The organism is Microbulbifer bruguierae (assembly GCF_029869925.1).
Classification (GTDB): Bacteria; Pseudomonadota; Gammaproteobacteria; order Pseudomonadales; family Cellvibrionaceae; genus Microbulbifer; species Microbulbifer bruguierae.
Map to the genome: position 1 here is coordinate 3,508,235 of NZ_CP118605.1, position 23,600 is coordinate 3,531,834.

19 protein-coding genes are annotated in these 23,600 nt (G+C 59.8%); 9 read left to right on the forward strand and 10 right to left on the reverse strand.

What is annotated here, in order from left to right; all coding sequences use genetic code 11:
- The first annotated feature begins 68 nt into the window (after positions 1–68).
- From PVT68_RS14540 to PVT68_RS14555, 4 genes are all read left to right on the forward strand, one after another.
- Complete coding sequence (locus tag PVT68_RS14540; RefSeq protein ID WP_280319244.1) at positions 69–971, forward strand: PhzF family phenazine biosynthesis protein; 903 nt, start codon at positions 69–71, stop codon at positions 969–971.
- Positions 972–1,178: 207 nt separating this feature from the next.
- The gene (glnE, locus tag PVT68_RS14545; protein WP_280319245.1) at positions 1,179–4,058 is read left to right on the forward strand and encodes a bifunctional [glutamate--ammonia ligase]-adenylyl-L-tyrosine phosphorylase/[glutamate--ammonia-ligase] adenylyltransferase; all 2,880 of its coding nucleotides are present in this window, start codon (positions 1,179–1,181) and stop codon (positions 4,056–4,058) included.
- A gap of 185 nt (positions 4,059–4,243) precedes the next feature.
- Positions 4,244–5,203, forward strand: coding sequence for a branched-chain amino acid transaminase (locus tag PVT68_RS14550; RefSeq protein WP_280319246.1), 960 nt, complete (start codon positions 4,244–4,246; stop codon positions 5,201–5,203).
- A 171-nt stretch (positions 5,204–5,374) separates the two neighbouring features.
- Positions 5,375–6,283 (forward strand): hypothetical protein, encoded by a 909-nt coding sequence (locus PVT68_RS14555; RefSeq protein WP_280319247.1) that lies wholly within the window; start codon positions 5,375–5,377, stop codon positions 6,281–6,283.
- Positions 6,284–6,326: 43 nt separating this feature from the next.
- On the opposite strand, the gene PVT68_RS14560 is transcribed toward PVT68_RS14555, so the two are convergent.
- Together PVT68_RS14560 and PVT68_RS14565 are read right to left on the reverse strand one after the other, a co-directional pair.
- Positions 6,327–7,667, reverse strand: coding sequence for a UDP-glucose dehydrogenase family protein (locus tag PVT68_RS14560; protein ID WP_280319248.1), 1,341 nt, complete (start codon positions 7,665–7,667; stop codon positions 6,327–6,329).
- An 83-nt stretch (positions 7,668–7,750) separates the two neighbouring features.
- A complete protein-coding gene (locus tag PVT68_RS14565) occupies positions 7,751–8,776 on the reverse strand; it encodes a glycosyltransferase family protein (RefSeq protein WP_280319249.1) in 1,026 nt (341 codons plus the stop codon).
- 258 nt (positions 8,777–9,034) lie between these two features.
- Here PVT68_RS14565 and PVT68_RS14570 point away from each other — a divergent pair, with 258 nt between their 5' ends.
- Positions 9,035–10,054 carry an ELM1/GtrOC1 family putative glycosyltransferase gene (locus PVT68_RS14570; protein ID WP_280319250.1) on the forward strand — a complete coding sequence of 340 codons (1,020 nt, stop codon included), beginning with the start codon at positions 9,035–9,037 and terminating at the stop codon, positions 10,052–10,054.
- A 17-nt stretch (positions 10,055–10,071) separates the two neighbouring features.
- Positions 10,072–11,184: a glycosyltransferase family 4 protein gene (locus PVT68_RS14575; RefSeq protein WP_280319251.1), complete on the forward strand. Its 1,113-nt coding sequence runs from the start codon at positions 10,072–10,074 to the stop codon at positions 11,182–11,184.
- A gap of 38 nt (positions 11,185–11,222) precedes the next feature.
- Here PVT68_RS14575 and PVT68_RS14580 read toward each other — a convergent pair whose 3' ends face one another.
- Genes PVT68_RS14580 through PVT68_RS14590 form a run of 3 tightly spaced genes read right to left on the reverse strand, consistent with a single transcriptional unit; the run spans position 11,223 to position 14,445 of the window.
- Positions 11,223–11,882 (reverse strand): YrbL family protein, encoded by a 660-nt coding sequence (locus PVT68_RS14580; protein ID WP_280319252.1) that lies wholly within the window; start codon positions 11,880–11,882, stop codon positions 11,223–11,225.
- Positions 11,883–11,911: 29 nt separating this feature from the next.
- Positions 11,912–13,018, reverse strand: a complete 1,107-nt coding sequence (locus PVT68_RS14585) for a glycosyltransferase family 4 protein (RefSeq protein WP_280319253.1) — start codon at positions 13,016–13,018, stop codon at positions 11,912–11,914.
- On the reverse strand, positions 13,015–14,445 hold the full coding sequence (locus PVT68_RS14590) for an O-antigen ligase family protein (RefSeq protein WP_280319254.1): 1,431 nt from the start codon (positions 14,443–14,445) through the stop codon (positions 13,015–13,017). The genes PVT68_RS14585 and PVT68_RS14590 overlap by 4 nt, the downstream gene beginning before the upstream one ends.
- Positions 14,446–14,616: 171 nt before the next feature.
- Here PVT68_RS14590 and waaA point away from each other — a divergent pair, with 171 nt between their 5' ends.
- Positions 14,617–15,966, forward strand: a complete 1,350-nt coding sequence (gene waaA / locus PVT68_RS14595) for a lipid IV(A) 3-deoxy-D-manno-octulosonic acid transferase (RefSeq protein ID WP_280322534.1) — start codon at positions 14,617–14,619, stop codon at positions 15,964–15,966.
- A 103-nt stretch (positions 15,967–16,069) separates the two neighbouring features.
- Here the strand turns inward: waaA and PVT68_RS14600 are convergent, their stop codons facing one another.
- The 3 genes from PVT68_RS14600 to PVT68_RS14610 form a co-directional block, all read right to left on the reverse strand.
- Positions 16,070–16,969 (reverse strand): glycosyltransferase family A protein, encoded by a 900-nt coding sequence (locus tag PVT68_RS14600; protein ID WP_280319255.1) that lies wholly within the window; start codon positions 16,967–16,969, stop codon positions 16,070–16,072.
- 48 nt (positions 16,970–17,017) lie between these two features.
- Complete coding sequence (locus PVT68_RS14605; RefSeq protein WP_280319256.1) at positions 17,018–17,854, reverse strand: glycosyltransferase family 2 protein; 837 nt, start codon at positions 17,852–17,854, stop codon at positions 17,018–17,020.
- Between the two features lie 122 nt (positions 17,855–17,976).
- The gene (locus PVT68_RS14610; RefSeq protein ID WP_280319257.1) at positions 17,977–18,663 is read right to left on the reverse strand and encodes a hypothetical protein; all 687 of its coding nucleotides are present in this window, start codon (positions 18,661–18,663) and stop codon (positions 17,977–17,979) included.
- A 182-nt stretch (positions 18,664–18,845) separates the two neighbouring features.
- Here PVT68_RS14610 and PVT68_RS14615 point away from each other — a divergent pair, with 182 nt between their 5' ends.
- Positions 18,846–19,745 carry a glycosyltransferase family A protein gene (locus tag PVT68_RS14615; RefSeq protein ID WP_280319258.1) on the forward strand — a complete coding sequence of 300 codons (900 nt, stop codon included), beginning with the start codon at positions 18,846–18,848 and terminating at the stop codon, positions 19,743–19,745.
- 147 nt (positions 19,746–19,892) lie between these two features.
- Entirely contained in the window at positions 19,893–20,669 is a 777-nt protein-coding gene (locus PVT68_RS14620; protein WP_280319259.1) for a 3-deoxy-D-manno-octulosonic acid kinase, read from the forward strand.
- 6 nt (positions 20,670–20,675) lie between these two features.
- On the opposite strand, the gene PVT68_RS14625 is transcribed toward PVT68_RS14620, so the two are convergent.
- Together PVT68_RS14625 and PVT68_RS14630 are read right to left on the reverse strand one after the other, a co-directional pair.
- Entirely contained in the window at positions 20,676–21,704 is a 1,029-nt protein-coding gene (locus tag PVT68_RS14625; RefSeq protein WP_280319260.1) for an NAD-dependent epimerase, read from the reverse strand.
- A 150-nt stretch (positions 21,705–21,854) separates the two neighbouring features.
- A complete protein-coding gene (locus PVT68_RS14630; protein WP_280319262.1) occupies positions 21,855–23,369 on the reverse strand; it encodes a TolC family outer membrane protein in 1,515 nt (504 codons plus the stop codon).
- Positions 23,370–23,600 lie beyond the last annotated feature (231 nt).

Here is a 23,600-nt window from a genome sequence, read left to right on the forward strand (position 1 = left end):
TAGTCGGCAGCGATTCCACAGCCGGCACCGATCCCATTGACGGGTAATAGATAACAAGGACGATAACGATGACGCTTGAATACGCTTTACTGGATGTATTTGCCAACGCGCCGTTTCAGGGTACCCAGATCCCGGTGCTCAACCTGGCCGGGCGCAGCCTGGATGAGGCGACCAAGAAAGCCATTGCCAGCGAGTTTCAACAGACCGAAACGGTGTTTATCGAGCCGGAAAAGCCGGTGCCCGCCAGCGTATATAACGCCCGGGGGCCACAGCGCTTTGGCGCGCATACCATTCTCGCCGCTGCCTATATGGCGTTTGAGCTGGGACTCTGCAAAAAGGAAGGGCAGTTTGCCTCTTTCCTGCTGAAACAGGACCGCGGCCTGATTGAAAGTTTTATCGACGACAATGGGGGCACCCCGGGTGCCATCCAGTTTGCCCGCGTCCTGTCTCCCACCGTGGATCGCTATACCCCGGAAGTGGCTCGCCTTGCGGCGGCGTTGAACACCGAGGAAAAGCACATCTCCTTCAGTAAATACAAACCCATGGTGGTGAGTGTCGACAGCCCCACGCTGATTGTTCCTTTTACCCGCCCGCAACACGTTCTGGCCGCGAGCCTGGATCACGAGCGCTGGGTGGAACTGCTGGGGGACATGTACACTTCTGAAGTGTTCCTGTTTGCCCCCGGCTCGATTACCGGCGCTACCGAGTTTCACGGCCGCCTGCTGAATCCGGGGCTGGCCCGCGACGTATTCCCGCCGATCGGCAATGTGATGCCGGAGTTTATCGCCTACCTGGCAGAGCAGCAGGAAACGGTCGCCGGTACACACACCTTTTCCATCGACCGCGGCAGTCTCGACAGCCGCAAAAGTGTGCTGCACGCCGAGTTCGACAAAAAGCCGGGCAAGGAAGTGCGCTGTCGCATTGGTGGCAATGTGATCAAGATGGGTGAAGGGAGACTGCTTCACGCCTGACCCAGGTCGCAATTATTAAAAAACGCGCAGACGAGGCTGCTTGAACAGCGGCAACTGCGCGTTTTTTTTACCTGCCAGATGGCGCTCAAAGTGCTTCGGCGTCGGCGAGGAAAGCGCCTGTCGCCAATGTATACTCTGGGCACTTACTACAGACTCTTAGCGCACAGGCCCGCGCAGAACCGCAGTGAATGACACAAGGGGATTACTATGCCGTTGACCGATCTCTGTCCCGAACAACACCGCGAGCTGTTGAGACAGCGCTGGAAGGCCTGGTGCAGTGCAGTGGGCGAAGCGCAGGTGACGCAGGTTGAAAATGCGCTGGACTCGGACGATCGCCAACGTGCACTGGCGCGGAGCTTTGTGGGCTCGGATTTTTTTGTACAGCAGTGCAGCCGCAGTCCGGATTTGTTGTATCGCCTGGTGGGCGAGGATGACCTCGGTATTCCAGTACCGGATCTCGCACAACTGGAATCCGAACAGGCACTGGAGAAGTCCCTTCGCCAGCTGCGCAATCGGGTCAACGCCGAAGCCATCTGGCGCGATTTTGCCGGCCAGTGGGATATTCCTGCGGTATGCGCGCGGTTGAGCGAACTCGCCGAAGTTACTATTCAGGCCGCACTGGATTGGCACCGGGAAAAAATGGTCGAGCGCCATGGTGAACCCCGCAGCCGAGCGGGAGAAATCCAGCCGATGATCGTGCTCGGGATGGGCAAGTTGGGGGCGAGGGAGCTGAATCTGTCCTCTGATATCGATCTGATTTTTGCCTACCCGGAACCGGGCCAGTCGGATGGGGACCAGTATGAAGGGAAGAAATCCCTGGAAAACCAGACCTATTTCCAGCGCCTGGGGCAACGCCTGATCAAATCGCTGGATGCGGTAACCGCTGACGGTTTTGTATTCCGGGTGGATATGCGCCTGCGTCCTTACGGTGACAGCGGGCCGCTGGTTAGCCATTACGCGGCGCTGGAAGACTATTACCAGACCCAGGGCAGGGAGTGGGAGCGCTACGCCATGATCAAGGCGCGCCCGGTCGCCATGAGTGGTGAAGGTGCGGCGGAATCCGCCGAAGAATTGATGGAGTTGTTGCGTCCATTTACCTACCGTCGCTATATCGATTTCAGCGTGATCGAAGCGCTGCGGGAAATGAAGACCCTGATCCAGCGCCAGGTGCGCGCTCGCGGACTCATCGACAATATCAAGCTGGGGCGCGGTGGCATCCGCGAAGTGGAATTTATTGCGCAGGCGTTTCAGCTGATTCGCGGCGGCCGCGAACCCGCCCTGCGGGTGCGCAATCTTTTGAAAGTACTGCCGCAACTCGAGGCGGGTGGGCATTTGCCGGAAGGGGCTGCGGCACAGCTGCGCGAGGCGTATCTGCTGCTGCGCCGGGTCGAGCACGGAGTGCAGGCGGAGCGCGACCAGCAGACCCAGACACTGCCACCGGAACCGGAGCGCCGCGAACAGCTGGCGTTTGCCCTCGGCTACCAACACTGGCAGTCCCTGGAAAATGCACTTGTAAGTGCCCGCGGGGTAATCGAGCGCGAATTCGACGAGGTGATCGCGCCGCCGGAGGAAAGCGCTGAAATCAGTGCCAGTGATCACTGGGAAATGCTGTGGAGCGGCTGCGCCCGCGTTGACGATCGCGACCTCTGGCTGGAGCAGTTACACAACGCCGGCTACCAGCCGGCGGCCAAGGCACTGGAAGCGATCGTCAACCTGCATTCCGATCGCATCGTCAGTGCCTTGCCCGCATCCAGTCGCCTGCGGCTGGACCAGGCCATGCCGCTGTTGCTGGCGGCAGCGGCGGAAGTGAGCGAGCCTTTGCTCGCGCTTGAGCGGGTGATGCCGCTGCTGCGTTCGATTTTACGGCGCAGCGCCTATCTGGTGTTGATCAACGAAAATCCGCCAGTGCTGACGCAACTGCTGAGGCTCTGCTCCGCCTCGCCCTGGATTGCGGAACAACTGGCGCGCCATCCGATTCTCCTGGATGAAATGCTTGATCAGCGTCGCCTGTTGCAGCCGTCTTCCGCTGCACAAATCGCTGACGACCTGCGCCAGGAAATGTTACGGGTGGACAGTGACGATCTGGAAGCACAGATGGAAGCGCTCCGTCACTTCAAGCAGGGACAGAGCCTGCGCATCGCCGCTCAGGAGGTCACCGGTGCGCTGCCACTGATGAAAGTGAGTGATTCCCTGACCTGGCTGGCGGAAGCCATTTTGCAGCAGTCTCTGGCCCTGGCCTGGCAGCAGGTGACGGAAAAACACGGTGCGCCGGCGGGCGCGAGCGCAGATGATATGCGCTTTGCCATCGCCGCGTACGGCAAGCTCGGCGGCCTGGAGTTGGGACATGGGTCGGATCTGGATATCGTGTTCGTGCATGACGCCGAGCCCCAGCAGTACACCGACGGCGCGCGTTCCATCGATAACCTCAGTTTCTACACCCGTCTGGCCCAGCGTCTGATCCACATCCTGCAAACCCGGACTTTGAGCGGGCCGCTCTACGAAGTGGATACCCGCCTGCGCCCGTCCGGTAACTCTGGCCTGTTGGTGACCTCGCTGACCGCGTTTGAAAAGTACCAGCGCGAGAGCGCCTGGACCTGGGAACATCAGGCGCTGGTGCGCGCGCGCAGGGTGGCCGGCAGCGAGCGCCTCGGCGAAGCCTTCGAGGCACTGCGTTTGACGTTGCTTTGTGAGCGGCGGGACGAGCAGAAATTACGCGACGAGGTGGTGGAAATGCGCAATAAAATGCGCGCCCACCTGGATAAGAGCAATGATCAGCAATTCGACCTGAAACACGGGCCAGGCGGTATTGTTGATATCGAATTTATGGTTCAATATGCGGCATTGGCCTGGGCGCAGCGCGCGCCGTCTATTGTGCGATATACCGATAACATTCGCATTCTTGAAAGCCTCACCGAGGCAGGCCTGATGCCGGCCCACCAAGCCGGGCATCTGATCGACGCCTACAAAGCCTACCGATCTGAAGGTCATCGCCTGGCATTACAACAGCTGCCAGGGGTTGTATCCGGTGACCAATTCGAAGCGGAAAGAAAGACCGTTGAAACAACTTGGCAGCAGATGCTGGGTTGAGCAATCTGTAACGATGGGCTCTTCTCCGGTGGTAAACGCTGCCCGCTTAAACTGTTTTTCATCAGGCTCTGTGCTGTAGGAGCCTGCCTGCAGGCGATCAGGTTCGATCCGGCGTAAGCTCGACGCTCTCCCTCTCCCCAGGCCACTCCTACAGTTGCGAATTAGAATTCTTGTAGGAGTTTCCCATGTCATTTGCCGATAGAGACGGCGTTATCTGGTTTGACGGTGAACTGGTTCCCTGGCGCGATGCCCGGGTGCATGTACTCACCCACACACTGCACTACGGAATGGGCGTATTCGAGGGCGTGCGCGCCTATGAAACCGCCGATGGCGGCACCAGTATTTTCCGCCTGCAGGAACACACTCGCCGCTTGTTCCGCTCCGCGAAAATTATGAATATGCCGATGCCCTACGACGCCGAGCAGCTGAATGAAGCCCAGCGTCTGGTGGTGCGTGAAAACGGTCTCAAGGAAGCCTATCTGCGCCCGATGGCATTTTATGGCTCCGAGGGCATGGGCCTGCGTGCGGACAAGCTGCAGACGCACGTGATCATCGCCGCCTGGGAGTGGCCCAGCTACATGACCCCGGAAGCCCGCGAACTGGGCATCAAGGTGAACACCTCGTCCTACACCCGTCATCACGTGAACATCGCCATGTGCAAGGCCAAGGCCAACGGCAACTACATCAATTCGATGCTGGCGTTGCAGGAAGCCATCCGCAACGGATGCGAGGAAGCCCTGTTGCTGGATCCGGAAGGTTATGTTGCAGAAGGCAGTGGTGAGAACTTCTTCCTGGTTAGCGACGGCGTTATCTACACGCCGGAACTCACCTCCTGCCTCGACGGTATTACCCGTAAATCGGTAATCCAGCTGGCGGAAGAGTGCGGTTACAAGGTGGTGGAAAAACGCATCACCCGCGACGAGGTTTATATCGCCGACGAAGCCTTCTTCACCGGTACTGCCGCCGAAGTGCTGCCGATCCGTATGCTCGACGGTCGCACTATAGGCGCGGGCCGTCGCGGCCCCATCACCAAGCGTCTGCAGCAAATGTACTTTGATGCGGTACAGGGCAAAAGCCAGGCGCACATGGGCTGGCTCAGTGACTGCTATGAGGACGATCAGCAGGTTCAGGCCGCGTCGGCCTGATCATCCGGCTGGCGTAAAGCGCGGGCAAAAGGGTGGGCACCGCAAGGTGTCCACCCTTTTTTGTTGCTGGTTTTGTATTGTGGAGTTTTTGTTCCGGTCGCGCGTGGAGCAATAGTGCGCTATCTCTTAGAATCTTTGATAGGTCCCGGGCTGCTAAATTGTGATTCGCCGATGCTCCACTACTTCCTGAAAAAACGCCTGCGCAAACACGACGCCATAAACAACCGCAAGCTGGAAGCCATCCTGCGGGTGCAAATGCTGGAGCAGCAGGCGCTGCACAGCGCTGCACCCGGCGTCGGCAATGACAAAGAACACAGTATCGTTGTCTCCCTGACCTCGTACGACAAGCGCATCGACAATGTGGTGTACACCATTGAAAGCCTGTTCCAGCAATGGCTCAGGGCCGATGTGGTGGTGTTGTGGCTTTCGACAAAAAATTTTCCGGACCGGAAGATTCCCGCCAGCCTTGAGCGCCAGAAACAGCGCGGGTTAGACATCCGCTTTGTCGACGAAGACTTCGGGCCCTACAAAAAATATTGCTATACCTTCGAGCAATTTCCGCAAAGCCTGATCATTACCGCGGATGACGACACACTGTACCCGCCGGATATGATCGATCAGCTTTACCGGGCCTGGCTGCGCAATCCCGGCTGGATACACTGCCACCGCGCACATCAGATGTCTCTCGACCGGCAGGGCAAGTTGTTGTCGTACGATAACTGGAGTTCGAATTGGCGCGGGTGCGAGGACGGGGCTGAGCCCTCGCCACTGGTGTTTCCCACGGGGGTGGGGGGGGTGCTGTATTTTCCGGGCGCTCTGCACCCGGATGCCTTCGACCACGAAAAATTCATGCGGTTGTGCCCCAATGCCGATGATGTGTGGCTGAAAGCGATGAGCCTGAAACAGGGGACACCCTGTGCGCGGGTAGTGGATTCCCGGGATTGGACCGAGCGGTTCCTGCCGGTGGCGGGAAGTCAGGGATCAGCGCTGAGGAAAGAAAACTGGCGCAAGCGCGGCGGCAACGACTGCAAAATTCGCGACGTGTTCGAGCATTACGATTTGTACCGACTGCTGCGCTGACCCGTGCCGCGGGCTATGCCCGGCGGCACGGGTGGCGTGAGGTTTACGCCTTCGCTACCTGCGGGCGACCCACGCAGAAATACTCAAATCCGGCCTCTGCCATATCCAGCGGCTGGTAGAGGTTGCGGCCATCGAACACCACCGGTGCTTTCAGGCTGTTGCGCACCGTGTTGTGATCCAGTGATTTGAACTGCTGCCATTCGGTGGCAATGATCAGCGCATCGGCGCCGGCCAGCGCGCTGTCGCGGGTGCCGCACAGTTGCAGGTTCTCGCGATTGCCGTAAATGCGTTCACACTCGTGCATGGCCTCCGGGTCAAAGGCGCGCACCCTCGCGCCCATTTCCCACAGTTTCTCCATCAGCACCCGACTTGGGGCCTCGCGCATATCGTCGGTATTCGGCTTGAACGCGAGTCCCCACAGGGCAAAGGTCTTGCCGGATAGGTCGGTGCCGTAACGCTGCACGATCTTGTCCAGCAGATAATGTTTCTGTGCGTGGTTACGCTCTTCCACCGCGTTCAGTACTTTCGGGTCGAGACCCAGTTGCGCGGCGGTAATTTTCAGGGCCTGCACGTCTTTTGGAAAACAGGAACCGCCGTAACCGATGCCCGGGTAAATGAAGTGGTAGCCGATGCGCGGATCGGAGCCGATTCCCTGGCGTACGGATTCGATGTCCGCACCCACGCGGTCGGCAATCACCGCCATCTCGTTCATAAAACTGATCTTGGTGGCCAGCATGCAATTGGCGGCGTATTTGGCCAGCTCGGCACTGCGCACATCCATCACGATGACCTTGTCGTGGTTGCGATTGAAGGGCGCGTAAAGCTGGCGCATCTTCTGCTCCGATGCGTGTTCACTGGTGCCGATAATGATGCGGTCAGGTCTCATGCAGTCGCTTACCGCCGAGCCTTCCTTCAGAAACTCCGGGTTGGAAATAACATCGAATTCCAGATTCAGCGCATCGCGCTTATGTAGTGTGCGAGTGACTTCTTCGCGCACTTTGTCGGCGGTGCCCACCGGGACGGTAGATTTGTTGATGATGTATTTTTTGCCGTTCATGTGTTCGGCGATAGTGCGCGCAACGGTAAGTACGTAGCGCAGATCGGCGGAGCCGTCTTCATCTGGTGGTGTGCCAACGGCGATGAAAATCAACTCACCGTGGGCGACGCCAGCGGCGGCATCGGTACTGAATGTGAGGTTGCCGGATTCATTGTTGCGCTTGACCAGTGGCTCCAGACCCGGCTCAAAAATCGGGATATGTCCCTGTTGCAGCCTCTCGATCTTGTTTTCATCAATGTCGATGCAGCTCACGCGGTGACCCGCTTCTGCCAGTACGGCAGCCTGCACCAGGCCGACGTAACCGGTACCAAATACGGTGACGTTCATACAAGGTTCTCCCTAATTCATTTTTTTGCCGCGGCCTTGCTACTGGCTTGATGACGGACATTGGTTATCAATAATAGGTTGCTTCAACTCAGCCATACATAGTCGTGGCTGAACGTGGATCCTGTGGCGGCTTCCACAATGTACTGGGCGTATCGGGTGTTGTTGATCTCGCGGTGGAAAAACTCCCTGCAATTTTTTGCCCAATGTTGGCGCATGGCGTCATCGCTGTGAAATGCCAGGAGTTGTTTCTGCAGGTTGCTCTGACTGTCGAAGTACACCAGGGTTTCTGCGGGCATGAAATCGTCGAAGCCCGCGGAAGCGTGGGTAAATACCAGCAGGCCGTTGCCGGCCATTTGCGCGATACGTGCGGAGGAATACCACTGGTATCCCTCCTGGCGGTTAAGGTTCAGGCCCATCTTACTGCTGGCCAGTTTGCGCTCGTAATCCCGCCCCCACAGGGGTGGCTGGCCGAACAGTCCGGGTGTATGGAAGCGGAAATCCGGCGGCAGTGTGCGCCGCAGCGCCGACACCAGCTGGCTGCGTTCCGAGTGTTCCTGGGCGTTGCTACAGAACAACAGGTCTGCCTCCAGCGCTGGATCACCGGCGGCAAGGGCGCTGGCATCGGCGTTTTCCACACTGGGGTCGACCGGGTTCGGCATATGCCAGAGTCGCGCGCGTCCGCCCGCGAAAATGCTCAGTTCCTGTGGCCCGGTGGATACGAACATGGCATCGGCGATTTCACAGCGCTTGTGAATATTCGCGGCGTTGCGCGGCACGAACAGCGGGTCGTTATTACAGGCGGCGAGAACAACATCTCCATGCCGGCGGCGGATTTCCGAGAAGGTGGCATTTTCGATCAGGTCGCAGTGGCCGAAGATGATCAGTTCAGGCTCGAAGGCTGCCACCGTTTGCAACAGCCGCTGGTTGGTTTTTTTCCGGCCCAGTTCGCGGATACCGAGGGGGGCCTCGAACCTGGCTATGTCGCGGTCGCTAAACGCGAGTACGTTGTGGCCCGCGCGGACCAGCCCGGTGTAAAGCTTGAGTGCCCAGCTGACGCGGATATTGCCATATTTGCGGTGCTGGTGATTGTCGACATGGAGAATGCGCATAGTGTGAACAATACCAGCGATAACGCCTGTGCCCGTCCATGGAGCAAAAGCAAACCCGCGACTCGAATCCGTGACTATAGTTTCAGCGACAAGTGTGAATAACAATAGTGACGGCAAAATAAAGGTAGTCGGGCATTATACTTCCAGACCCCACGGGATCAATCGTGCGACGGTGTGGCGCGTTTATCCCCGCAAATGGCGAGGGCAGGATACCCAAGGGCGAGAATAGGACTGGCGTGACCAACAAGGAGGTTGGCATTGCTGACAATCTGGCGTTTTCTGGACGGTAACCGGGCTCACGAGAAACAGAGTGCGGCGCTGGTCAGCGGGCTGTGCTGTTGCCTGGGGTCGGACGGCGTGGATTGTCGTGATCTCGACTGCCGCGCACTGCGGATTGTCCCCTGGCGCAGGTTGCCAGCCGATCTCGCGGGGCTGCCGCGACCAGACCTGATTCTCGGCGCCGGCCATCGCAGCCACTGGGCGATATTGCGGGCGCGTAATGCTTTCGGTGGTCGCAGCGTGGTGATCATGCAGCCCAGCCTGCCACTGTCCTGGTTTGATTTCGTGATCGCGCCGGAGCACGACTGTCCACCGCCGCTGGACAACGTCATTCTTACCCAGGGTGCCCTCGCGGAACCTCTGCCGGACTTCCCTTTGGATGAAAATCGCGCCTTGCTGTTGTTCGGCGGTCCCAGCAGGCACTTTTACTGGGACGGGGTCAAAGTGGCGGCGGCCGCGGAACAGTTGTTAAAGCAGCCGTTGCAGTGGGTGTTGTCCGATAGTCGCCGCACGCCCCGGGACACCCTGGTCCAGTATGCGGGGCGCGGCGAACTCCACCCCTGGCAGCGGTGCCCGCCGGGCTGGCTGGCGGAACAGATGGCGCGCGCCGGGCAGATCTGGGTTACAGGAGACAGTGTGTCGATGTTGTTTGAGGCACTGCAAAGCCGCGCCCGGGTCGGGGTCATCACCCTGCCCAGCCGCAAATCCCGCAACAAGATTCGCAGCGCGGTCCAGCGCCTGCTGGATCAGGGCCTGGTGGGCGAGATCTCAGATCCAGATATTGCGTTGCCCACAGCTTTATCCACAGCCTCACGAGGGCCGTTACCGCGGGCACTGGGACAACCCGTAGCCTGCGCCCGCGCTCTGCTGCGCCGCTGCGGCTGGTTGCCGGGGCCGCTAACCGGCGTCGCGGGTGCGGCTGACCGCGGTTCTGGCGAATCCGAGCCGGGTAAGACAACCGCGTTGGATGGCGTAACCCTGCCGGATTCCGGTATCTGAACAATGTGGGGGCGCCATTGATTCTGATTACGACACAAAACTTCCCTCCTGACCGCGGGGGTATTGAAGGTTTGATGGGAGGGTTGGCGGAAGCGCTGGCGGCGGCGGGCCACGACACCCTGGTGTTGGCAGATGCCGCCAGCAGCGACCAGCCACTATTGAACACACGGTATCGCCTGCGCCGGATCGGCGGCCTGAGGCCGTGGCGGCGATGGCGCAAGGCGGCTGTGGTGCGGGCACTGGTGAATTCTGGTGGGCGTTCGGGAGCGGACTCGGAAACGGTGCACGGGATATTCGCCGACTCCTGGAAAAGTGCGGAGCATATTGCCGGTATCGGTGTGCCCCTGGCGGTACTGGCCCACGGCATGGAGTTCCCCTCACAGCCGTCCGCGCGCAAGGCCGCACGCATCCGCCGTGCCCTGGCCAGTGCCACCACCGTCATTGCCAATTCCTCCTATACCGCACGCCTGGTCGAACCTTATGTGCAGGGCAACACTCGTGTGGTGGTGATCAACCCCCCGATAAGTCCCCAGCCCGAGGCGCAAGCGCAGAGTGTTACTCGTTTGCAGCGCCTGCTCGGTGGCGCGGGCCCCGTGCTGGCGACCCTCGCGCGACTGGAGCCGCGCAAGGGGGTGGACAGGGTGATTCGCGCACTGTCGGACATCCGCGCACGCTATCCGGAGGCGACATATCTGGTGGCGGGGCAGGGGAAAGATCGCGCGCGGTTACAGCGGTTGGCGGAGCAGCTGGGGGTTGCGCCGAGGGTGCACTTTCTCGGCGGTATAGACGATCAGCAGAAGGCTGCGCTTTTCTCGCTCAGCGATGTGTTTGTCATGCCTGCCAGGCGGGAAGGAAATTCGGTAGAGGGGTTTGGCATTGTCTACCGGGAAGCAGGCTGGTACGGCGTGCCGGTACTGGCGGGGCGTGATGGTGGGGCGGTGGATGCGGTAGCAGGGGAAACCGGTTTACTGTGCGATGGCGCAGACCCCGATGACGTTACCACGCAGTTATTGCGAATGCTGGATGATGGCGAAAACCGGCAAAAAATGGGCGAGCGTGCCTCCTCCCTGGCCCGTGGTCCGGCGCAGTGGCGCGAGGCGGTTGCCGTTTTTGTGGATTGCCTGCGCTGACCCGTACTGTTCAGTGGCGTTGTGGCAGGGACGTCGGCTCACAAACGCTCTGCGGCTTTCCAGGAAAGGTCTCGGTCGGATATTTCCCAGCGAATGCGCTTCCACATTTTTTCAATTCGGCGCTCAATGTAGCGTCGGCGCGCCGCGGCAAAATATTCCGAAATGGGCAGAAAGTTGGCGTTGCCAAGTCCGTCCACCAGATAGAGCTCTGCTTTGCCATTGCGCTGGCAGAGCACCAGATTGTGCGGCAGCAGGTTTTTGGTCAGCACGCCGGTAGAACGCAGCCAGTTGGAGAAGCGTTCCAGTGAATCACAGAGCTGCTGATCGAGACCGTGGTTCTGCAGATAGGTTTCCAGGGTCATGGCCGGTATGTCGTTGCCATCGGTCAGCAGCTCGGATACCGCACCGGTTCCCTCGCTGGTTTCCACCAGGCCGTACCACTTGGGTAAATGCGCCCACACCGGGCTGTTCGCGGAGGCTTTTTTCAGGGCCTTCTGTCGGTAGCCGGCCTGTTCCCGCGCGTTATCGTCGAAGTGGCTGTCCGGTGTCAGCACCTTGTACCAGGGCGCGCGGCGGCGCAGTTCGGCAATACGGCCGGGCAGCATGACCTTGATACAGCGCTGTGGATATTGGGGGTGGCGGTAGCAGTTTCGATTGCCTCCAGCGGCGAAGGGTTTTGCATGTCTGAGGTCAATCAATTTCCACGTTCCCTGTGTTTGTTTATTTTTCAGTGGGGCGACAGTAAGCGTTGATACAGCGACAGCGTGCGCTGTGCCAGTTCCTGGAGGGTAAATTCCCCACCCAGGCGAGAGCCCTGCCGGTTGTCCAGTAACTCGCGGGTTTTTGCCAGTAATTGTGCACGGTTGCCGTTTTCTACCAGACCCTGGGGGAAGCAGGCGCGCAGGGATTCTGCCGGGCCGCCGATATCGTAGCCGATAATCGGTACGCCCATGGCGGCGGCTTCGATGACCGTGCGCCCGAATGGCTCCGGTTTTTTGGAGAGGTTGTAGACCAGTGCCGCGTGCCGGTACCACTCGCGGATATCGCTGCGATGACCGGTAAAAGTGATGCGATCGGCGACGCCCAGTGCACTGGCGAGCATGCGCAACTCCGCCTCGTAATGGGCCTTATTTTTTTCCACGCCACCGACAATCACGCCCTGCACATCGTCGCGTTCCCGCAGCAGTGCGGCCACCATGTGGATAAAGTCTTCCTGCCCTTTCCAGCGGGTCAGGCGCCCCGGCAGCAGGAGCCAGCGGCGCCCGCACAGCGCGGGGAATTTCCGCGTAGTGGTTTCCAGCCAGTCTGCCTTCGGCGGTACCGCGGAAGAAAACTCTGTGGTATCCACACCGCGGTAAATCACCTCGGGTTCTGCCCGCAAATGCTTGGCGTAATTCCCTTCCAGATAGGCTTTGACGCACTCCGAAATCGCGATTACCTGTTCGGCGCTGGCCATGATCGCGCTGTAGCGATTGACGGAATAGAGGCCATGAGCGGTACTCACCAGCCGCGGACGTGTGCGGGGATCGAGTTTTTTCCATGCCAGATAAGTGAGCCAGGCCGGTACCCGGGAACGCACGTGCAGAATGTCCGGCTGCAGTTCCCGGATCAACCGGCGAAGGGGGCGCACCTGCCACAGGCTGGCGAGGGATTTTTTGTGTACCGGCAGTGCAATATGGCAACTGCCTTCCATTTCCAGTTGCGCCACCATATGCCCGCCGCTGGATACCACTATGGACTCGTGGCCCGCCTTTACCAGTGCACGGGCCAGGTCCAGGGTACCCCGTTCGACACCGCCGGCGTTTAGCGAAGGCACAAGCTGGATGACTTTCACGACGCAATATCCGTAGGGTGACTTTTTGCGGCCAGCTGGCGCTTCGCCGCCCAGAACTGGGTCAACAGGCCGCCGCCGATCAGGGCCATCAACAGCCTGCCACTGTCGTAAAACAGGTAGGACTCAAAGAAATTGATAACACCGAAAAATACCGTGAAAGACAGGCAGAACACCAGGTTATTGCCCGACAACAATCCCGCCCGGTAATAGCGCAGGCAGCGATTCATCAGCCAGTAAACCAGGGCAGCCAGCAACAGCAGACCCAGCAGGCCGAAATTCACCATCAGGTCCAGATAGCTGTTATGCAGATGCCCGAAGTGCTGTTTGATGTCATCCGGCAGATTGCTTGAGTGATCGAAGATCAGGCTGCGACCGTTGCCTCCCCAGCCAACCAGCGGGTGCTTGCCAATCCAGTGCATGGCCTCAGCCCAGGTATGCAGGCGGATGCCAGTACTGGTGTACGGCAGCTGTGCAAGTTCACCCTGTTGTGCCAGCGCGATGGTGTTCTGCTCGTACGCCAGGCGGTGACTGACAACGTCGCCGAGGGACAGATAGCCCACCAGCGCTGCAGCACCACAAGTAGCGGCACTGGCGGCAATAACGTAACGGCGATGACTGCGGAAATGTCTGTGCAGGGCCACGGTTGCCGCGCACGCGGATATCAGTAGTGCCGGCAACATTCCCACCCACACACCGCGCGTCTGGGTCAGAATCACCGCGCAGACACTGGTCGCCAGCGCCAGCAGCCAGCCGAGTCGCAGTGGCCAGGCCCAGCGTCGCCGGCGCAGAATGGCCGGGGCGAAGGCCAGTAGCCCGAGGGTGGCGGTACCGAACAACATTGCGGTGTGCTGGGCGTTGTGCAGTCCGAAGTCCACCCGCACGCCGGCAAATCCCTGCTGCCATTCACGCCAGCCGCCACCGGAAACCCAGGGCGAAATCAGCAGCCCAAGCAGCGCCAGTCCCCACAGCAGATACACATTGCGCACCTGGCCGCCGAGCAGTACCGCCAGCGGAATCATTGCGAACCAGTTTGTCAGGCGATGTACCTTGAAGGAGGATTCGGCCCACTGCGGGTGCATCACCCAGGAACCTATCCAGGAAATCAGCGACACTCCAATCGCGGCAACGGCCAGCCACAGGATACCCGAGTGGCGCAGGGATACGCCGTCGACAGGCCTGGCGCAAAATGCGAGCAAGATGAGGCCGCACAGATTTGCAAGTTGCGCCGCCTTGTCCGGCAGAGAATCTACACTGATACCGAAAAACCCATACACCAGCAGCGCGAGTGCGCCGGTGATCTGCAGCCAGCGGTGCGTTGCTATGAAGCGGTTCGGTTGCCAGAAAAATGCTGCCAATTGCACCAGGTTTTCGGCTCTGGCACTGGCGGCAGTTACAGTTGAATTACGCGCTTCGGAGCTATGGCTCATGGCTGTAAACTCAAATACGGCAGAATTCGACAATGCTTAAAAATGGTCGCACCTGCATCGCGAGAGGATGAGTTAGAATGCTAGCAAACGGCGGGTGCTTTGCCATCGCAATTGCGGCAAACCGGCGCTGTTCGTCATTCGCAAATCCAACCGTTACCCGTTTCTGATTTGATGCGTTTCTTTTACACCTGGTTGTTCCGGCTGTCTCTGCCACTAATGCTGCTGCACCTGTGGTGGCGCGGTCGCGCCGATCCCGCCTACCGCAAGCGCTGGAGTGAGCGCTTTGGACTGGTTCCTTCTCGCCCCCGTACTCGTACCCGCGCACGGCGTCGCTTGCGCGAGCGTTTCGGTGTGGTGCCCAACCGCGCCAGCCGTGCACCGCTGATCTGGATTCACTCGGTTTCGGTAGGGGAAACGCTGGCTGCGATTCCGCTGATCGCAGAACTGGCGGCTCGTCACGGTCAATGGCAGTGGCTGGTGACCACCACGACCCCCACAGGCTCTCAGCGGGTGCATGATGCCCTGGAACCCGTTCTCAACGGCCGCCTGCTGCACTACTACATGCCGTTCGATTTGCCCGAGTGTCTGACGCCGTTTCTCGATGCCTTGCGGCCCAATATTCTGGTGACGATGGAAACCGAGCTGTGGCCGAATCTGTTGTCTGCCTGCGATCAGCGCAAGATCCTCACGATTCTGGTAAATGGGCGCCTGAGTGAAAAATCCGCGCGGGGCTACGCCCGTTTTCACCGCCTAAGCGAAGAGATGCTGAGTCATCTGTCGCGAGTGGTGGCGCAGTATCCTGCGGATGCCGAGCGATTTATCGGCCTGGGTATGCCCGAGGAAAAAGTGGTGGCGGTAGGTAATATCAAATTCGATCTGCACATCGGTACGGGGTTGATCAGCGAGGCCCAGGCCCTTTCTCACCAGTGGCGTGGAAAAACGCGGCGACCGGTCTGGCTGGCGGCGAGTACCCACGGCGGGGAAGACGAGGTGGTGCTGGAAGCCTACCGCACGCTGCGTACTGAATTCCCTGAATTGCTGTTGGTGCTTGTGCCGCGGCACCCGGTGCGCTTCGACAGTGTGGCGCGGATGTGTCGCGAGCAGAATCTCAGCCTGGTGCGCCGCAGCGACGGCGTTGCTCCCGCCGCGTCCGACCAGGTCCTATTGGGAGACACCATGGGCGAGTTGCTGAGATTTTTTGGTGCCTGCGATGTGGCTTTTATGGGCGGTAGTCTGGTGCCAATTGGTGGCCACAACATGATTGAACCCGCGGCCTGGGGCGTGCCGGTGGTTACCGGGCCTCACCTGCGCAATTTTGCGATGGTGTCGAACCTGTTGCGGGAAGTGGGCGCGCTGGCGGTGGTCGAGAATGCGGAGCAACTGGCTGCGCAGGTCGCCAGCTGGTTGCGTGACACCGATGCCCGAGCCTCAGCTGGTGCCCGCGGCCGGGAAGTGGCGGAACAGAACAGCGGTGCACTGGCGCGCTCAGCCGCAGAAATTGAAAAACTGATGCAGCCCTGAACGCAGGTCACAGACAGTTATTGCACTGACAGTTATAAAAAAGGCCGGACGCCTGTAGAGCGCCCGGCCTTTTTTACGCGGTTCAACAATCAGTATTTGTTGTTCAGTGTTTGTCAGTAGCTTTACGCACGCTGCTGCGGATCTGGGTGTTCAGCTTACTGCCGGTGTAACGGCCCTTGCTGACGTGACGAATACGGTAAACCCCGGGAATATCCAGAGGCTCGCCCTGGGTGCCCAGCAGCCAGCGGAAAGCGCGGTCCTCGTGGGCCTTGCACCAGCTGTCAGCGGGTTTCTGGTAATAGCGCAGGCTGTCGCAATAGCCGCCAGCGCGGGCGATATCCCCGTGGGCAATTTGCAGTGGCCCGGTAGCGCGGTCGCGGACCTGTTCCACGAAGCGCGAGTCTTCGATGTCGATGACCCGCAGCTCCGCGGGGTCGAAATTCAGCATCGGATCGTCGTCCGCCAGCAGCGAGGTGATGCGCTCGGTGCGCGGGAATACCAGGCTGTCCCTGCGCCCCTGCAGCCGTTCCGCGAGCTGGTCGATACAGTTTTCCCGGAACATCAGGTCGCAGTCGGTGAACCAGATCCAGTCGGCCTTGGTGGCAAGCGCCGCCTGGTTGCGGCCGATGGCGCGGCGGAACAGGGATTCCCGCGGCAGTTCGCACCAGTTCCAGGTCACTCCGGGCACCTGCTGCTTGCCGAAGAAGTCCAGCACTGCGGCAGTGCGGGTGTCTTCGCGGTTGTAATAAACCGTCATGGTTACCGTCGCCTTGGTCGGCGGATAGAGCGCCAGCGAGCTCAGCTGGTAAACCAGGAAGTGGGAATACTGCCAGCAGTGGCTGACAATCTCGATATCCAGTAGCCCGGTGCGCGCCGCGCGCTCAGCTTCTGTAGGCAGCGGTTTCTGGAACAGGGAGGCCGGCACCCAGCCACTGGCGGCAAGGCGCAGAAAACGGCTCATAATCGGGTCGGACCAGTGCTTGTTTGGTGCGGTTTCGTTCATGGATCGATTAACTTCCGGAGGTTATTGACGTGCGCTGTGGGGAATCGCTTATTCGGGCTGGTAGCCGCTTTCCAGCAGCTGGCTGATACCCTGCGGGGTTTCGACAATGCGCTCTTTGGCCACGCGTAATCGCAGCGCCTTGTTGCGGGCCACGATCTCGGGATCTGCATAACCCCGGGGGTGGTCGAGATGCACACAGATCGCATCGAAGCGCACGTGGCGGGGCTTGATGCCTGCGTTTTCCAGTCGTACCCCGAATTCCCGATCCAGTCCGCCCCAGGCCATACGCTCGTCAAAGCCGTTAACTTTGAGGATGTCGCTTTTCCAGGCCGAAGCGTTGGACCCCTTGAGGTTGCAGGCGGTGGGGGTGAGGCGGTTGAGCAGCGGTGCCCAGCGCGGTGTGGCGCGCAGCTTCATGGTTTTGCGGCGCGCACTGAGGCCATTGTCTCTGAGCCATTGATAGTCAAAGCAGCGGCCGCTGAGAATGTCCTCCCGGTTGATTGCTTTGCTGGTGCTCATGGGTAACTTGAAGTAGCTGCCGGACAGGAAGTAACCGGGCTCGGCGCGGCGCTTGTGCACGGCGAGAAAGTCCGCCCGCGGAATGCAGTCGCCGTCGGTAAATACGATGTAGTCGCCGCGGGCACTGAGAATGGCCTTGTTGAGGATGCGGCATTTGCGGAAGCCGTCGTCCCTCTGCCAGATATGGCGGATATCGAGGCCGGTTTCCTCCCGCAGTCGCGCCACCAGCTCAGCCGTTTCCGGGCGGGAGCCGTCATCGGCGACGATCACTTCCAGTGGCTGCTCTGTCTGGCAACTGTAGCCCCAGAGCACTTTTTCCAGCCACTCGGTGGCGTTGTAGGTGGTCATGATGACGGACAGATTCATGTAAGTTTCCGCGGTTTACCTATATACAAAACGGGGCGGGGTTGCGAGGTCGGCGAGCTTAAACCATTGGTCGGGGTAATGCGAACGCCGCCTACAGTGGGTACCATGTCCGCTAACGATGTTCAGAGACTGTAGCCGTAGCGGGCTGCGGCCTCCGCAAGCTGTGCTCTGCGAGGCTTCGACAGCAGGTCCAGAGTGATGTCCTGACGCTTTTCACCGCGGGTATTCACATTGCGTGGCAGGGCTTCAAAGGTGCGCGCGATCTGCTCTGGATCGTGGGGGAAGTTGACCCGCTGCAACATGTCGAGCAGGCGTGGCAGGTCGAAATCCTCAACCCGGTAGCTCAGGTATTCCTTGCCTCGGGAGTGCTTTTCGACCAGCGCGTTCCAGTCGATCCAGAAGCGCGCCAGCCAGTCAGTCTGTTCTGCAAGGGGCAGTTCGGCAAAGCGCTGTTTGTTCATACGCGGAAACTGGCGCAGGTGGTGGCTGCGAAAGCGGCCGTGGACCCAGCCCTTCTTCTGGCGTGAACGGATGAATTCCAGAGGGTGGCGGAACTGGTGAAACACCAGGGTGTCGTCGGCGAGCAGAGGCAGCCAGGGTGCCGCCTCCCATGCTGCCTCGCCAATCGCCGGCGTGGGCCAGGCCAGTTTGTGCAGGCCCAACCGAGCCAGGGCCCCGCGCGCGGTTGACGGGGTACTGCCGGTGAAGTACTGCTCGTGAGTACACTCACAGCCAAGTTGACTGAGAAGTTTCGCGATATAGGTGGTTCCGGAGCGGCCGCAGCCGGTGATTACAAAACGTTTGGTCATATCGGTCTCAGCAATACATCTTGAAGCACAGCCGAGTCCGTGGCCAAAGAAGAAATACGCTTAAGCGCTCACCGGTGAGATTCCACTTCGTGCCGATGGCGGCAGCAGGATAACAACCGCGGCACTGAGACAGAGTGACGCAGCACCGGTTCCAAGGACATACATTGCAAGTGCGAGGGAATATGCACATTTTCGTTTTTTCCTATAACCGCGGCCCTTTTCTGGAAAACTGTATTGCCTCCATAGAAGCCTGTGCGCCGCAATGCCGGCTTACCGTTATCGATGATGGCAGCGACGATCCGGAAACCCGGCAGGTGTTGGCCGGAATTGCCGAGCGACATCAGGTGATTGATAAAACGGCGCATAGCGCCCACAAGCTGGGTGGGCTCTACGCCAACATGCAAGCCGCCTACGAAATGGTCGCCAATGATGAGCTGATGTGTTTTCTACAGGATGACACCCAGATGGTACGCCCGCTGACGGAGGGGGATCTGCAGTCTTTGCGCCAGAATTTTGACCGGCAGCCGGATCTGGGGTTTGTTTCGCCCGCGTTTGTGCGCGGCTTCTCATTGAGGAAAAAAGCGAATCGGGATTTCCGTTTTGATCGCGAGCGCGATTTCTGGTTCTGGTACCCGCGCAAGCGCTCTACCGGCACCTGGTTCTCCGCACTGTTGATCGCTGATCCCCGGCGCTTGCGCCAGTTGAACTGGCAGTTTGAGGTGGGTGAATCGGTGAATAACCGCAAGGCGTCGCAGATGTTCTGTCGCATGGCGCGAATGCGTGTGCCTTTCGCCATGTGGCTGCCCAACGGGCGCGCCTATCGTGGCAAGCAGAAATCCCTGGCTCTGCGCTTTGGCGAGTGGTCGCGTCACTGCGGCCTTTACCCCTTGCAATTGATGTCCACGGCTGAGGTTGAGGAGCTGGCAAATTGCGAGCCCGCACGACTGCCGGTGGCGGAGGATTTTCTGCGGTTAGTCCACGGCAAGGTACCCACCCCCTGGGTATATGACCCGATGCAGGGTGCCGGCTGGCTCAAGTTGCTGGACCGTATGGAACGGAAGGTGCGCAGCGCGTTTGCGTAAGTGGGGCGGGCCGCCAAGTGCTGGTGCTGGGGAGTCGGTGCAGTTGGCGTTACAATGTCCAGGTTTTTATCTGTCGAATCGCGCGACAACACACCTTAAACGGTATGTGTTGTTATATGTCTCGTTGGCGTACTGAGGGGGAGCCCGGTGGGGTATCAACAATTCAAAAGCAGCCTGGCTACGATCATGTACGACGATGAAATCGTCGGTCGTAATTGCGAGAAGCTGTTTCACCGCGACTGGCTGCAGGCCAACAGCCACTGTGCCCTGGTAGAGCGGGGCAAGGCGGTGATGTTCGAGTACCGCGGGACGGACCTGGTGTTCAAGCAGTATCACCGTGGCGGTCTTGCCGGGCGCCTGGTGGAAAAATCCTACCTGTACAGCCGTCTGCCCAATACCCGGGTGTGGCGTGAATTCAATATGCTGCGGGCAATGCGCGCAATGGGGCTGCCGGTGCCACGCCCGGTGGCCGCCCGTTGTGTCAGCGTGCCGCCCCTGGGCTATCGCGGTGCGCTGATTACCGAGCGAGTGCCGGATTCCAGAACATTGACCGATGCCCTGTGTGACAAGCCGCTGGCAAACAGCCTGTGGTGGCAGCTGGGTAGCCTGATCGCACGGTTCCACAGGCGCAACGTCTATCACGCGGATCTGAACGCCAACAATATTCTGCTTACCGGTAGCGACGAGTTTTATCTGATCGATTTTGACAAGGGCGCCATACGCAGCCCTCTGTCCCGACAGGATGCGGAGGCCAATGTCACGCGGCTGCGCCGTTCACTGGACAAGCTGCAGGGGCGTAACCCCGTTTTCCATTTCACTGATGAAAACTGGCGCGCCCTGCAACGTGGCTATGAGGGTGACGGTCAGGATGGTGGCGAAAATGAAGGTAGTAAAAGTATTCTTCGGAGCCAGGCCAGCGGCTGATTGGCTTCATACCGAATAGTATTCTCGATACCAATCTACGAATCGCTGTACCCCTTCGCGCACGCTGGTGTCCGGCTTGTAACCGGTGGCCTGTTGCAGTTTGCGGGTATCGGCGTGGGTATCGGGGATGTCTCCCTGCTGCATCGGCAGCAGCTCTCGCTGTGCTTTCTGCCCCAGGGCTCCTTCCAGCGCATCGATATAGTCCGACAGTTGCGCCGGGTCACCGTTGCCGATATTGAAAATGCGGTAAGGCGCATCGCTGCTGGCCGGGCTGGGAGCTGCCGCGGACCAGTTCGGGTCGGCAGTGGCGATCTGGTCACTGGATTTGATCACCCCCGCGACGATGTCGTCGATATAGGTGAAGTCGCGGCTGTGGTGGCCGCGGTTGAATACCGGTATGGGTTTGCCTTCGAGTATCAGGCGGGTGAATTTGAACAGTGCCATATCCGGACGCCCCCAGGGGCCATAGACGGTAAAAAAGCGCAGTCCGGTGGTGGGCAGTTTGAACAGGTGGCTGTAGCTGTGGGCCATCAGTTCGTTGGCGCGCTTGGTGGCAGCGTAAAACTGCAGCGGGTGGTCGGCGCCGTGGTCTTCACTGAATGGCATGGTGGTGTTGCCACCATACACGCTGCTGGTGCTGGCGTAGGTCAGATGCGGGCTGGCAGCGTTGCGGCAGGCCTCCAGCAGGTTGGAAAAGCCGATCAGGTTGCTTTCTACATAGGCTTCCGGATGCTCGATGGAGTGGCGCACACCAGCCTGTGCGGCGAGGTGGATCACCCGGTCGAATTGGTGTTTTTCAAAGCAGGCGTCGACGGCCGCTTTGTCGGCAATATTGGCACGCAGAAATTCATATTCCACCGCGCCGCCCTGAGCTTGTGCGGTCTTTTCCAGTTCCCGCAGGCGGGCTTCCTTGAGGCTGGTTTCGTAGTAGTCGTTAACGTTATCAATGCCTACCACCGAGTCGCCCCGAGCCATCAGAGTGTTTGCCACGTGGAAGCCGATAAAGCCCGCGTTGCCAGTAATCAGATACTTCATGGATAGGTTCAGACCGCCGTTAGCCAGTTCGGTAGATAAGACAGAAATCCGCGGAAGTCCCGCAATTGTAGTCAGCGCATAAAAAAGGCCGGCACTATAGCAGTACCGGCCTCGTTTTTCTGCGCCAGAGTTCTTGAATTTGACTCGTTGTTATTTGCTGAAGGGGGCAGCGCCGCTATCGAGGATATTGGCGCGGGAAACCGGCGATGCCGGGTTCAGGCGCGTATCCAGTTCCTGCAGATCCTTGGGGGCCAGCAGGCCGGCGACCAGCTTGAGGTTCAGGGTGTTGAGAATGTAGTCGTACAGTGCATTGGCGTAGTCGGTCTGGGACTGGGCCAGGGTGCGCTGCGCGAGCAGTACGTCAACGATATTGCGGGTACCCACTTCGTATCCGGCCTGGGTCGCATCCAGTGCGCTCCTGGCGGAGACTACTGCCTGTTCCCGGGCCTCCACACGAGCTGTGTCGGTGGTCACCGCGCGGTGCAGGGTGCGGGTGCTCTGGATGGTGTTGCGCTCGGTGAGGTTGCGCAGATCCTCGGCCTGGAACGCCAGGTTGCGCGCCTCGCGGCGGCTGGCACTCAGGCGACCGCCGGTGTACAGCGGCATGTTGAAGCTGATAGCCGCGATGGTAACTTCAGTACTGCCGTCCGCTGGGATCGTTGAGCTAATCTGTCTGTTCAGCGAGGGGACCCGTGTGGTGGTGTTGCGCTTGCCATCGTCCTCTGCATCCTGATAAGTGATCGAGCCACTCAGGGTAGGCAGGTGCTCGGCGGCGGATGCACGTGCGCCCAGGCGTGCGGCGTCCGCGCTCAGGCGCGCAGCCTTGAGGTTGAAGTTGTTGGTCAGGGCAAAGTCTACCCAGGCGGCGCGGTCCGCGGGGTCCGGCGCAGCCACGCTAAAGCCCTGCTGCAGCGGCGCGACCACGTCGTGGTGGGTGCCGGTGAGCACCGACAGTGCATCGAAGTTGCTCAGCAGGTCGTCCTGCGCGGTGAGGCGGCGGGCAACGGCACTGTCGTAGGCGGAGCGGGAGTCATAGACGTCGGTGATCGCGGTCAGGCCCACTTCGAAACGCTGTTGGGTCTGCTCGAGCTGCTTGGCCAGGGCCTCTTCCTCGGCGAGCGCCGCTTCCAATACGTCGTGAGCGCGCAATACGTCGAAATAGGCGCTGGCGACGCGCAGCATCATGTCCTGCTGGTTGAAGCTGAACTCGGCCGCAGCCTGCTCGCTGACGGTCTTGCCTTGCTTGTAGCCAAACCAGGCTGGTAGGTCGAACAGAGCCTGATCGAGGCGAGCGCCGTAACTGGTGGTGTCTACATCGCTGTCACCGGACTGGATGGACTGCAGCAACCCTAAGCTGTTGTCGAACTGTACGCCCCTGGACTCAAAATTGGTTTCGGTCTTGCTGATTTCGGCGGAGGCATTGATTTGCGGCAGCAGCGCGGAGCGACCGAGGTTTTTGGCTTCCAGGCCGGCGCGGTAGGCCGCGCGGTCGGCGGCCAGCTGCGGATCGTTATCCAGAGCCTGCAGGTAAATTTCCCACAGGGTATCCGCCTGTGCGTGGATCGCGCCCAGGCCACTGGCAATGCCCACTACCGCGGCGGCGAGCATGGATTTGAGCGGGCGGCCAAATTGGCGCGCAAGGCCCCCTTTTGCACTTCTAATCATTAGTATTGATTTCCTGTGACAGCTGTGGTCTTCAAGTTTTCGGGGATCTTTGCCCCTGCGTGCCTGTAAACCCCCGCTTCCCTTCTATTTATTGAAGATCTGAAGCCAGTCTGTAATGTGCTCTGAAGGCGGCGCTGGCTTGGCCCGAAGCATATCCAAGACGGAGTTCGGGCCTGCGGTCGCGAGAGTGTACCCTCCGGCTGCAGGAGCGTCGAGGCGACGATCGGCGCA

What these genes read in the sequence shown, in the direction of transcription:
- glnE (WP_280319245.1), top strand. Translation starts at nt 1,179, where the DNA reads ATGCCGTTGACCGATCTCTGTCCCGAACAACACCGCGAGCTGTTGAGA.
- PVT68_RS14600 (WP_280319255.1), bottom strand. Translation starts at nt 16,969, where the DNA reads ATGAACGAAACCGCACCAAACAAGCACTGGTCCGACCCGATTATGAGC.
- PVT68_RS14625 (WP_280319260.1), bottom strand. Translation starts at nt 21,704, where the DNA reads ATGAAGTATCTGATTACTGGCAACGCGGGCTTTATCGGCTTCCACGTG.
- PVT68_RS14550 (WP_280319246.1), top strand. Translation starts at nt 4,244, where the DNA reads ATGTCATTTGCCGATAGAGACGGCGTTATCTGGTTTGACGGTGAACTG.
- PVT68_RS14615 (WP_280319258.1), top strand. Translation starts at nt 18,846, where the DNA reads ATGCACATTTTCGTTTTTTCCTATAACCGCGGCCCTTTTCTGGAAAAC.
- PVT68_RS14540 (WP_280319244.1), top strand. Translation starts at nt 69, where the DNA reads ATGACGCTTGAATACGCTTTACTGGATGTATTTGCCAACGCGCCGTTT.
- PVT68_RS14610 (WP_280319257.1), bottom strand. Translation starts at nt 18,663, where the DNA reads ATGACCAAACGTTTTGTAATCACCGGCTGCGGCCGCTCCGGAACCACC.
- waaA (WP_280322534.1), top strand. Translation starts at nt 14,617, where the DNA reads ATGCGTTTCTTTTACACCTGGTTGTTCCGGCTGTCTCTGCCACTAATG.
- PVT68_RS14605 (WP_280319256.1), bottom strand. Translation starts at nt 17,854, where the DNA reads ATGAATCTGTCCGTCATCATGACCACCTACAACGCCACCGAGTGGCTG.
- PVT68_RS14630 (WP_280319262.1), bottom strand. Translation starts at nt 23,369, where the DNA reads ATGATTAGAAGTGCAAAAGGGGGCCTTGCGCGCCAATTTGGCCGCCCG.
- PVT68_RS14555 (WP_280319247.1), top strand. Translation starts at nt 5,375, where the DNA reads ATGCTCCACTACTTCCTGAAAAAACGCCTGCGCAAACACGACGCCATA.
- PVT68_RS14560 (WP_280319248.1), bottom strand. Translation starts at nt 7,667, where the DNA reads ATGAACGTCACCGTATTTGGTACCGGTTACGTCGGCCTGGTGCAGGCT.
- PVT68_RS14565 (WP_280319249.1), bottom strand. Translation starts at nt 8,776, where the DNA reads ATGCGCATTCTCCATGTCGACAATCACCAGCACCGCAAATATGGCAAT.
- PVT68_RS14590 (WP_280319254.1), bottom strand. Translation starts at nt 14,445, where the DNA reads ATGAGCCATAGCTCCGAAGCGCGTAATTCAACTGTAACTGCCGCCAGT.